Raw genomic sequence first — 9,460 nt, forward strand, 5'->3', positions numbered from 1 at the left:
GTCGAGCCCTCCCCCTCCCCGAACACCCGCTCGACCGCCGCGTTCACACCCTCGTCCTCGGCCGCGTGGACCAGGACGCGCACCTCGCCCTCCGGCGACTCACGGACCGCGATCGCGTCCTCGGTGTCGACGCCCTTGACGGCGTACGCGGTGTAGACGGCCAGATCCTCGACCGGCACCCGGTCCTCCTCACCGCCGCCCTGGTCATCACAGACGGAGTCCCGCGCGGTGCCCACCTTCGCGCCGAGGACGGTGTCGACCTCGCCCGCCTCGACGTACTGCCGGTCGTCGTAGTCCACGGCGAACACGCACGAGGCGGAACTCGTCCCCCCGGTGTCCAGGACCGTGCACCCGACGGCCAGGGGGGGACATCGTCAGGGCGGCGGCCAGGGCGATCCGTACACGGGTACCACTCATCGTCGTGCTCCTCACCGGCTTGTCTGTCGCTGCCTCGCACCGCAGACGCACGACCGCGGCAGAACGTTCGCCCGGACATCCCGGGCGCGTCCCTTTCGCCCCGTTGTCCCACCGGCCTCAGTGGCTGCAGAAATTCCTCGAATACACGTACAACCCACCGGCCCCCTCAGTGGTCTCCTGTTAGCCAACGACCTCCTTACGTCCTGCTGAAATACAGGCGAACAGGGACGGAACGGGCACCCCATTGACTGCGGACGTCTGCCAGTCGTCCGCATGCAGCAGGAGACTCCCGCATGCACAAGCATCTGCGACTCGCCCTCGCGACGGCCTCCGCGGTCGCGCTGACGGGCGGTCTGCTCACGTTCTCGGCCGCGACGGCGACGGCGGCCGACTCCGTCCACCACCCCGTGGCGGACTTCAACAACGACGGCTTCGGCGATGTCGCGTACGCGGCCGGAAACGCCACCGTAGGCGGTAAGAAGGGCGCCGGTCAGATCGTCGCCCTGTACGGCTCGGCGAACGGTGTGACGTCCACGAAGCGCACCACGGTCAGCCAGAACACGACCGGTGTGCCCGGCAGCGCCGAGACGAACGACGGGTTCGGCTGGGTCAGCGCGTACGGCGACTTCAACGGCGACGGATACGACGACCTCGCCGTCTCCGCGTACCTGGAGGACGTCTCCGGCGACGCGGACGGCGGCACGGTCGCCATCCTCTGGGGTTCGTCGAAGGGCCTGTCCGGCGCCACGACGATCAACGACCCGGCGCCCTCCTCCCACGACAAGTGGGGCAAGTCCCTGGCCGCCGGAGACTTCGACGGCGACGGAAAGGAGGACCTCGCGGTCGGGGCCACGTCGTCCACGATCCACGTCTTCAAGGGCGGCATCGCCAAGTCCGGCACGGCGGGCGGTCGCTACACCGTCAAGCCGCCCATCATGTCGGGCGACGGCACCGGACCGCTCAACCTCACAGCGGGTGACGTCAACGGCGACAAGCGCACCGACCTGATCGTCGACGGTTTCGAGACGGACAGCGCGTACAACTGGAACGCCAACTACTACGTGCCCGGCTCGGCCACCGGTCTGAAGGCCGCGTCCGCGCAGAAGCTGAAGCCCGGCATCATCACCGGCATCGGTGACGTCAACGGCGACGGTTACGGCGACATCGTGACCGGCTCCGAGTGGGACCCCTCGAAGGACGGCAGCGAGCCCTCCGTGCCCGAGTCCGCCACCGGCGGCAAGGTCCACATCATCTACGGCTCGCCCGACGGACCGGCCGGGGCCACCTCGGTCACCCAGAACTCCGGCAACGTCCCCGGTTCCTCCGAGCGCGGCGACTTCTTCGGCAACGAGATCTCCCTCGGCGACATCAACGGCGACGGCTACCAGGACCTGGTGGTGGGCGCGGCCGGCGAGAACCTGAACGGCGTCACCAACACGGGCGCGGTCACGGTCCTCTACGGCTCGGCCTCCGGCGTCAACACCTCCTCCGGGTACCAGTACTTCGCCCAGTCCACGGCGGGCGTCCCCGGCTCCGACGAGGGCAACGACTTCTTCGGCTCCGAGGTCAAGCTCACCGACGTCACGGGCGACGGCAAGGCGGACCTGACGGTCGGCGCGTACGGCGAGAACGCGGGCAACGGCTCGGTCGTCTACCTGCCCTCCAACGGCACGAAGATCACCGCGACAGGTTCGCGCTCCCTGTCGACATCCTCGGTCGGCGTCTCCACGGACGCGTCCCCTGTGTTCGGCGGCAACGCGGCCAACTGACGCACGTATTCTGCGAGTTGGGCCCGCATCCCCGTAAGGATGCGGGTCCACGACCTCCCGACCCTCCTCGAACCGGCGGAGCTGCTCGCCTCCGAACTCCTCGCCAACGCCCTCCGCCACACCGACGGCCCGGCAGCCCTCAAGCTCAGACAGTCGGGCCCCTCCTTCCGCCTGGGCACCTGGGACACGGACCCCACACCGCCGACGGCCACCACCCCCACCGACACGGCCACCTCCGGCCGGGGTCTCCACCTGGTCGACGCGTACGCGGACGACTGGGTCTGGTTCACCGTGAACGGGAACTGCGGCAAGTACGTCTGGTGTGAACTGGGTACGGAGTTGAAGCCGGACTGACGGCGGACGACCACGGGGGTGGGAATGACGGGCGTACGCGGTGTACTCCGAGTCGTGGGCGGAGCCGCCCTGTTGGTCACGGTCGGCGTCGCGACGAACCAGGTGCTGAACGACGGAAAGCTCAGCTTGACCTGGATGTACGCCGCGTTCGGCGTTGCCGTCCTGAGCCTGCTGTTCTCGGAGCGGGCCGTCCCCGCCCCCGCCGACGACACCCCACGCGGCGGCCGCCGGGTCTACCTGCGGCAACTGCGCGCGAGCGTCCAGGACATGGAAACGGTCGGCATCGCCACACAGAGCGAGTTCGTGTTCCGGATGCGCCAGGTGTACGTGGATGTCAGCGTCGTACCGAAGGTGCTGCACGATGCCGCCAGGGAACCCTTCCTCGGTTCGGTGTCCGGGGAGGAGCGCCGAAGCCTGGAGTCGGTGCTGCGGAACGCCGGTCGCGACGGCGGCTCTCGGGTTCTGGCCGTGATAGGCGGGCCGGGATCGGGCAAGACGACTCTGGCCCGCAACACGGCGCTGGGACTGTGTCGACACCGCCGGCGCCCGTGGAAGCAACGCTTGCCGGTGCTGCTCTACCTGCGTCGCCACGCCGCGGACCTGCTGGCCGACGAGCCCCCTTCACTGGGGGCGGCGGCAGTGAAGGCCGCCTGGCTCGATGGGAAGGTACCGGCCCACTGGCTGGATCAGAGACTGGATCGCGGCGGGTGCGTGATCCTGCTGGACGGCTTGGACGAGGTCGCGGATCCGGCAGAACGGGGCCGGGTCGTGGACTGGGTCGACAGGCAGATCCAGAGCTATCCCCACAACACCTATGTGGTGACCTCACGTCCGCACGGCTACCGGTCGAATCCCGTACCAGGGGCGGAGGTTCTCCAGGTCCGTCGCTTCACGTGGGCACAGATCGACCAGTTCCTGCGCCAATGGTCGTACGCGACCGAGAGCCGGGCCCGTGGCAGAGCGGACCGGGAGGTACGGGCGGCAGCCGACCGCAACGCGGCGGATCTGTTGGCCCGGCTGCAGGAGCAGGGCGCCCTGTACGACCTGGCGGCCAACCCCCTCCTGCTGACGATGACAGCGAACGTACACCGTTACCGAGGCCAACTCCCCGGCAGCCGAGCTGAGTTGTACGACGAAATGTGCGATGTGCTGCTCCACCGCCGCTCCGAGGCCCGCGGGCTCAGTGACGCGACCGGCCTGACCGGACCGCACAAGCAGCATGTCGCCCAGCACCTTGCCCTCGCCATGATGAAGGCCCAGGTCAAGGACTGGCCCGAACGCGACGCAGCCAGAGCCATCCGGAGACCACTGCGACAGGTACCCGGCGACGTGCCCCCCAAGGTGTTCCTGGAGGTGGCCTGTGCCAGCGGCCTGCTGGTCGAACGCGAACACGGTGTCTACGGCTTCGCCCACCTCACGTTGCAGGAATACCTGGCCGCCACCCAACTCGGGACTCCGCGCGCCGACACGAGCGTACTGATCGACAACGTCGAGGACCCCTGGTGGCGCGAGACGATCCTGCTCTGGTCCGCGGCGAACGACGCCACGGACATCATCACCGCCTGCCTGGGCCGTGGCACGCTCCCCGCACTGGCTCTGGCCTTCGACTGCGCCGATCAGGCCCGCACCGTCGAGCCCGAGACCCGGGACCGCCTGGAGGAACTGCTGGGCCCTCCCCCTCCGGACACGCCCCACGACCCCGCCCGACAACGCCTCCTGGCCGGAGTCCAGGCCACCCGAGCCCTGCGCGAGACCATCCGACTGCACAACGCGGCCGCCCTGTGCTCATGGCCCGTCCCCTACCACCTGTACCAGCTGTTCGTTCAGGACGAACGAGCAGCCGGCCGCCTGCACCATCCCTACCGCCTCGACACGCTCGGGAACGACGGGAGCGCGGTCGTGGGCATGCAGGTCGGAGACGCCGAACGCTTTCCCGACTGGCTCAACGCCTTCATGGGAGGCGGCGTCTGCCGACTTCCCACACTGGACGAACTCCGCGACCCCGCCGCCGCCTCGGTGGCCGGCCTCGGCGGCCACACGGTATGGGCCCACGACGGCGCCCACACCGTCCTCCACCAAACCTCGGGCGCACGTTGGCCCTACGTCGCCGACGCAGAGCGGCTCCACGACATCCCCGTAGCCGACCGGCAGCAGCTCGATCTCTCCCTGCGGCTTCTGGCGACCCCGGTCAGCCAGCGAGCACGGGTGTCGGCCTGGACCAGCGTTCTCATCGCAGCCCTCACCCACACCGCTGAGTCACCCGACGTTCCGCCCCCCGACGCGCTGGCTCTACCCAGCACCCTCGCCGTCCTGACCGCCCTCCACCAAGTCGGCTCCCACGCCTCCCTCATCGAAGATGATCCTGAGCACATCCACGACCTCGGACGACCCGTCGCCCGTGCTCGGGGCTTCGTCCGCGACCTCAATGTCACGCAGGCCATGGAGCGGGCTCTCGACCCCGCTCTCGTGGCCCCCCTGAGCAACGCCATCGCCATCGCCGACACCCTCCATGACTCCCTGGCTCAGATCCGCGCTTCGGGCCACGATCGCCGCGACCACGTCGAGGACCTCCACTTCCACGTCGATCAGCTCCGCTCGCTCACCTCCCACCTCTGTCTCGACGTCGACCGGGCTTTCGATCTCGACCTCGGCCCAGCCCTCGGCCTCACCGCTGACCGCGACCCCGTCGGGGGCGATGCCCTCGGCCATGTGCTCGGCGATCCTCTGGAGCTCACCCGCCAGGCGGCCCGTGGCCTGACCTCACTACTCGAACAGGGCATCACCGACACCACCCGCGTAGTCGCCCTCGCCATGGACCTGTCCCGCGCTCTGTCCGATCCCGTCCAGACCGACGTCCTCAGACTGTCGGTCAGCGCTTACCGCACCTTGATCACCTGCGAATCCGCAGCCCTGTCACCACAGTCCCTCCTCGGCAGCCTCGACTACCTGTTGGGACAGACAGGATCAGAAATCCACCCTGGGCAACGGACCTTGTCCGACCCTGCTACCGCAGTGCGTCATGCTCGCGAGCTCCTCAGGACGGCCGACGCCTCGGGAGATCGGGTTTCCCAAGTACTGCTCCTGACCGACCAGATCGTGGAACTGCTCACCTCCATGCGAAACCGGCACACGCCTACTGACCGTCGAACACTGGCCTGCGCCCGCACGGCACTTCTCGTCGCCATCCGCATCCTGCGGCAGGCCCACATACGCGACACCGCACCCATCGGCCTCCTCGACCGGGCATGGCTGAGCCTCACCACACTCGACACCCGGGACGCACGCGGATCGTCGCCCAACCAGATACTCGTCCTGGTCCGCACCCAGCCCTAGTTCCGGGCGAGACGCCGGCCTACGCACGAGCGCACTCGCAAAGCCTGACCCTCCCGCCGATAATGGCCTATATCAGAGCAATGCGATCAGGTCGCAGACAGTGCGCACATCATCACGCACCGCACAAACGAGAGCCGGCGATCCCCATGGCTGAACACCCCAACGCAACACTCGTCCGCAAGGGCTACGACGCCTTCACCCGGGGCGACATGGACACCCTCCGCGGCCTGATGGCCTCGGACTGTACGCACCACGTCCCCGGCAGCCACCTGCTGTCGGGCGACCACAAGGGCCAGGACTCGATCATCCAGCTGTACCAGCGCCTCTTCGAGGAGACCGGCGGGACGTTCGACGTCACGCTCAGCCATGTGTGCGTGGACGGCCGGGGCCACGCCGTCTCCGTGCACCGCTACACCGCCGAGCGCGGTGGCAGGCGGATCGAGCAGAACGGCTGCCTCGTCTTCCGGATCGTCGGCGACAAGTTCACGGACATCGACGAGTGCCAGGAGGACATGGACAAGGAGGCGGAGTTCTGGTCCTAGCCTCCCGGCTCCGCCGGGCCGGCACTACAACCCCGTACTACGACCCCGTACTACAACCCCGCGCGGCCTCCAGGTGTCACACAGGTGAACCAGCCATCTCGGCCCCCGCCATCCGGCCACCCACCTGGAGTCCCCCGTGCACAGACGGACGTACGCCCTGGCCGCCGCCACCGTGGCGACCGCCACCGCCACCACGGCGGTCCTCGCCCTGACCCTCGCGCCGGCCGCGACCGCCGCCCCCTCCCCCGCCGTGACCAGCGACTTCAACGGCGACGGCTACGCGGACCTCGCCGTCGGCGTCCCCGACGCCACCGTGAACGGCAAGGCCAAGGCCGGCTATGTGAACCTCGTCCGGGGTGGGCCCAAGGGCCTCGGCAGACACGGGAGCATCCGGGTCAGCCAGTCCACCGCCGAGGTCCCCGGCACCCCCGAGGCCGGCGACCGCTTCGGCACCTCCGTGCTGCTGGCCGACCTGAGCGGCGACGGCCTCGCCGAGCTGATCGTCGGCGCTCCCGGCGAGGACGTCACCGGCCGGGGCGCGGACGCGGGCACCGTCACCGTCGTCGGCGGCGCGCGGACCGGCACGGGCCCGGCGTCCAACGCCCTCACCGGCCCGTCGGTGAACGCGGCGTACGGCTGGTCCGTCGCGGCGGCGGACCTGACCGGCGACGGCGGCCGCGACCTCGTGGTCGGCGGCCGGGACAAGGTCGTCGTGCGGGCCGCCGTCGACAACGGCGAGGACCTGGTCGTCACCACCGTCCTCGCCACCCCGATGGGCGGCCGCGCCCCGCTCCTGGCCACCGGCGACTTCACCGCCGACGGCACGGACGACCTCGCCCTCGCCTACCACACGATCGACGCCCCCTTCACCCAGTCCCACGTACGGCTGTGGTCCTGGGACGAGACCGAGCGCCGCATGGCCAACGTCTGGAACTCCGACAACGGCGCCGCCTCCGCACTCGCCGTCGGCGACTTCGACGGCGACGGACTGGACGACCTGGCCCTCGGCGAGTGCCGTGAGATAGCCGACGAGAACATCGACGACCCGTGCGGCCCCGAGTCGTACGCCAAGGGTGGCGGCATCCACATCGAGTACGGCGACGCGAAGGGCTCCTTCGGCCTGCGCTCCCAGACCCTCAACCAGGACACGGTCGGCGTGTACGGCGTCGCCGAGGACGGCGACCGCTTCGGCGCCTCCCTCGCCGTACTGGACTGGAACCACGACGGCCGCGACGACCTGGTCGTGGGCGCCCCGGGCGAGGCCATCGGCACCCGCGCGGCGGCCGGCGCGGTGACGTTCCTGCTGAGCCACGAGGGCGGCGTCGTCGACCGCTTCGGCGAAGCGACCTCCGTCCCGTACCACCAGGACCGCCCCGGTGTCCCCGGCGTGGCGGAGACGAACGACGCCTTCGGCACGGCCGTCGCCACCGGCGACTACGACAAGGACGGCACCCCGGACACGGCCGCCGGCGCCCCGGGCGAGAACGCGAGGTCCGGCGGCGTCTGGGTCTTCCCGAAGACCTCGGTCACCGGCTCCCACGCCCTCACCCCGAAGAACCTGGGCCTGCCGTCCCCGTCGTCGGCCCTGTCGTACGGCAGGTACGTCAGCAGCCGTTGAGCGCGCCGGTACGGCCGCCGACCTGCGCGGAGGCCGTAACCGACCGACCACCGGGCTGCCCCCCGGCCCACCCCTCACACATCCCTGACGATCCCTTAGGGGATGTCACAGCTCGGCCGCAAAGCCGGGCCGGTTGGCCCCGGCCCGGCACGCGGCCGCCCGGGACCAGGTACGTTCGATGACGTGGCTGGATTCAGGATCGGACGCGGCCGGGACAACGGCGCTCCTCAAGCGCGACCGCACAACCCTCCGTACGGACAGCAGGCCCCGCAGGCCGGCGGCCCGTCGTACGGCTACCCCCAGACGCCCCCGGGACCGCCGTACGGCGGCGGGCGCGGCGGTCAGGGCGGCTGGCCCCAGACGCACGGCGGCGGACACCCCGGCGGGTACGGGACCCACGGGGGCCCTGGAGGGCACGGGAACCACGGCGAGCCGGAGTACTTCGGCGACGGCGGCGGGCACCCCCAGGGCGGAGGCCCGGACCCGTACGCGGCCAACAACCCGGGTCACACGCAGATGTTCTCCGTCGGCGAGGACCCGTACCAGCAGGGCGACACCTACCGCGCGGGCAACGCCCCGGCGGCGCCGCTCGGCCCGCGGCTGCCCTGGAAGGCGCTCCTCAAGGGCATCGTCACCAGCCCGAACCAGACGTTCCTGGTGATGCGCGACTACGCGGTGTGGGGCCCCGCCCTCATCGTGACGTTCCTGTACGGCCTGCTGGCCGTCTTCGGCTTCGACGCCGCGCGCGAAGAGGCGATCAAGGCGACGCTCTCGGCGGCCGTTCCCATCGTGCTCGTCACCGGCGTGACGATGGTGGTCAGCATCTTCGTCCTGGGCGTGGTCACCCACACCCTCGCACGCCAGCTCGGCGGCGACGGCGCCTGGCAGCCCACGGTCGGCCTCTCCATGCTGATCATGACCCTCACGGACGCGCCGCGCCTGGTCGTCGCGATGTTCGCGGGCGGCGACGCCTCGTTCGTGCAGATCCTCGGCTGGATCACCTGGGTCGCCGCAGGCGCCCTGCTGACCATCATGGTCGCCAAGTCCCACGACCTCCCGTGGCCGAAGGCCCTGGGCGCCTCGGCGATCCAGCTGGTGGCGATCCTGTCCCTGATCAAGCTGGGCACGTTCTAGGCACGCGTTCCAGGCATGTGTGGGGTGAGGGGGCTTCTGGCGACAGGCCGGGAGCCCCTCCTCTCTGTGGGGCCTGTCCGAGCGTCGCCCCGGTCGCCGACGGCGGCTGGAGCGGGCAGGGTTGCGCTGTGTGATGATGCTCGAAATCGACCGGCCCGGGGGTGGGACCTGTCTCTTACAACCATGAGACGCTGCCACAGAAACACAGTGTTGGCATCCATGAGTGCCCAGCAATACAAAAAAAAAAAAACATACCACACGTGAGTGAAGAACATCTAGAAGGACAAGACAAT

Annotated in this window: 7 protein-coding genes; 6 read left to right on the forward strand and 1 reads right to left on the reverse strand. The window is 69.8% G+C overall.

Going from position 1 to position 9,460, the window contains the following annotated elements; all coding sequences use genetic code 11:
• Nucleotides 1-308 (reverse strand): DUF6281 family protein (locus tag P1P70_RS34125; protein WP_319244740.1); only part of this gene is annotated, 308 nt, incomplete at its 3' end.
• A 402-nt stretch (nucleotides 309-710) separates the two neighbouring features.
• On the opposite strand from P1P70_RS34125, the gene P1P70_RS34130 reads away from it, so the two are divergent.
• From P1P70_RS34130 to P1P70_RS34155, 6 genes are all read left to right on the forward strand, one after another.
• Nucleotides 711-2,186: an FG-GAP and VCBS repeat-containing protein gene (locus P1P70_RS34130; RefSeq protein WP_319244742.1), complete on the forward strand. Its 1,476-nt coding sequence runs from the start codon at nucleotides 711-713 to the stop codon at nucleotides 2,184-2,186.
• A 39-nt stretch (nucleotides 2,187-2,225) separates the two neighbouring features.
• Nucleotides 2,226-2,540, forward strand: coding sequence for an ATP-binding protein (locus P1P70_RS34135; RefSeq protein WP_319244744.1), 315 nt, complete (start codon nucleotides 2,226-2,228; stop codon nucleotides 2,538-2,540).
• A gap of 54 nt (nucleotides 2,541-2,594) precedes the next feature.
• The gene (locus tag P1P70_RS34140; protein WP_319244746.1) at nucleotides 2,595-5,873 is read left to right on the forward strand and encodes an NACHT domain-containing protein; all 3,279 of its coding nucleotides are present in this window, start codon (nucleotides 2,595-2,597) and stop codon (nucleotides 5,871-5,873) included.
• A 146-nt stretch (nucleotides 5,874-6,019) separates the two neighbouring features.
• Nucleotides 6,020-6,415: a nuclear transport factor 2 family protein gene (locus P1P70_RS34145; protein WP_319244748.1), complete on the forward strand. Its 396-nt coding sequence runs from the start codon at nucleotides 6,020-6,022 to the stop codon at nucleotides 6,413-6,415.
• 136 nt (nucleotides 6,416-6,551) lie between these two features.
• Complete coding sequence (locus tag P1P70_RS34150) at nucleotides 6,552-8,033, forward strand: FG-GAP repeat protein (protein WP_319244750.1); 1,482 nt, start codon at nucleotides 6,552-6,554, stop codon at nucleotides 8,031-8,033.
• A gap of 102 nt (nucleotides 8,034-8,135) precedes the next feature.
• Complete coding sequence (locus P1P70_RS34155) at nucleotides 8,136-9,167, forward strand: Yip1 family protein (protein WP_319244752.1); 1,032 nt, start codon at nucleotides 8,136-8,138, stop codon at nucleotides 9,165-9,167.
• Nucleotides 9,168-9,460 lie beyond the last annotated feature (293 nt).

The organism is Streptomyces sp. MB09-02B, assembly GCF_033794485.1.
Classification (GTDB): Bacteria; Actinomycetota; Actinomycetes; order Streptomycetales; family Streptomycetaceae; genus Streptomyces.